Raw genomic sequence first — 1,864 nt, forward strand, 5'->3', positions numbered from 1 at the left:
TGCGTATTTCGGTGAATCCGATCGGTCGTTTCGGTTTTATCCGATCACTTTTTCTTCTTCTTTTTCGTCCTTGCCAGTTTTACCTTAAGTGATCGGATTGGTCTAGTTTTCTCATTGATTCGCCAGCCAGTTCAATTCGATGACTGTTGTGCAGTAAACGGTCGAGTAATGCATCTGCCACAGTGGGGTTGCTGATGAGTTTGTACCATTCGGTAACGGGCAGTTGGCTTGCTATGATAGTGCTGGTGTTTTGATAGCGCTCTTCCATTACATCGAGTAAGTCATTAGCTTGTCGTGCATTTAGTTTTTCCATGCCCCAGTCATCCAAGATGAGTAGCTTTTTCTTAGCCAGTTGCGCAAGCTGTTGTCGGTAACTGCCATCGGCGTGGCCGATATTCAGCTCATCAAGAAGTTGCCCAAGTCGGTAATATCGCACTGTATGATGCTGCTCACAGGCTTGCCTGGCTAATGCGCAAGCGAAGTACGTTTTACCGCACCCCGTTGCACCAGTAACGATAATGTTGTGGGCGTGATGTAAGTATTGGCCGCTTAATAGTGTGGCGACTTTATCTTTTCGTAAACCGCGCTCTGCACGGTATTCCAATCGGCTGGCGTGAGCTTCTAAGCGCAAGGTTGCTTGGCGCAGTAAACGCTTCACTTTGCTGTCTTGACGACAGTGAATTTCGTGCTGTGCCAGTAATCCCAAGCGTTCCTCGAAGCTCATCTCATCAAAGGTTGTCGCTTGGCTTTGTTGTTGCAGTAACGCTTGAGCGAAGTGCCCAAGCCGTAAGCTACGCAGTTGCTCTTGTAGTTGAGATTGTGTCATGAGTTATCCTATTGATAGTAATGTTGGCCGCGGATATTGTGGTGGGTAACAGGTTGTTCATCTTGCTCGACCGCCGTGCTCGGTACACTTTCTTGGTGATGTTTGAGTAAGTTCATTACTACGCTTCTGTGCGGGCGTTCTAGCAGCAATGCCTTTTGGCAAGCGGCTTCCAGCCGCGCAGCACCATGTTGTTTAGTGAGGTTTAGGATAGCTAGGCAGCTTTTAATCGCTTGCTCTGGGTGTTGTCGGCTATGGATGTGCCACTGCACGACACCGCGCGTACCCACACCGATATTCTCGGCCCAGTGCAGTAAGCGCTCTGCACTGAAGCGTTGTTTTACATGGCTATCGGGCATGTGTTCTTTCTGGGTTGAGAAGCCACCGTCTTTTGCTGATTTAGCGTGCTGTGTCACCAGTTGATTGTGATGATATATGCTGACCACACTGCCACTCGCCTCGATGGTCACCGTGTTACCCACTAAGATGTGCGGTACAGAGTAAGCGTGTTTTTGATACAACACATGGTAATCAGGCCCCACCTTCGCCCGTTTACTGTCGATATACTCATACGTAGTCCCAGGTAGTGCCATCAAGGCGGGCTTATCGAGCAGTTCAAACTGCTCACGACGAGAGCCTGGATGTAAGCGCTGCGGCCGATTATTTAACTCTTCCATTAACACTTTGATACGTGCGTTAAGGCCCGCTAAAGTGTAAAAGCACTCCCGTCGTAATCGCATTAATATCCAGCGTTCAACAATCAGTACCGCATTTTCAGCTTTGGCTTTATCCTTGGGTTTGTAAGGTCGTGCAGGCACAATGGCGCAGCCATAATGCCGCGCCATTTTTGCGTAGTTTTCATTCAGTGTGGGCGCGTAACGGTGGGCTTTGGTAACGGCTGACTTCAGGTTATCCGGCACAAGTAAACGGGGGACACCGCCAAGTGCGTATTCCGATTTACTTGAACACCCATTCCGGTTTTATTTGAACACCTCAGATCAACGCATCGTTGGCTAGTCGATTTTTACCTTAAGTGTTCAA

2 protein-coding genes are annotated in these 1,864 nt (G+C 48.8%); both read right to left on the reverse strand.

Translation table 11 applies throughout. The features are described 5' to 3' along the window. Window positions 1-79: 79 nt before the first annotated feature. Entirely contained in the window at window positions 80-826 is a 747-nt protein-coding gene (istB, locus tag BIZ39_RS21515) for an IS21-like element helper ATPase IstB (protein WP_187448069.1), read from the reverse strand. A gap of 8 nt (window positions 827-834) precedes the next feature. Continuing rightward, window positions 835-1,743 (reverse strand): Mu transposase domain-containing protein, encoded by a 909-nt coding sequence (locus tag BIZ39_RS21520; RefSeq protein WP_262385835.1) that lies wholly within the window; start codon window positions 1,741-1,743, stop codon window positions 835-837. Between the last annotated feature and the right edge of the window lie 121 nt (window positions 1,744-1,864).

This window comes from Alteromonas sp. BZK5 (genome assembly GCF_014349115.1).
Taxonomy (GTDB): domain Bacteria; phylum Pseudomonadota; class Gammaproteobacteria; order Enterobacterales; family Alteromonadaceae; genus Alteromonas; species Alteromonas macleodii.

Bases quoted from the DNA above. Each gene is read 5' to 3' on its own strand.
- istB (WP_187448069.1), bottom strand. From the start codon at position 826: ATGACACAATCTCAACTACAAGAGCAACTGCGTAGCTTACGGCTTGGG.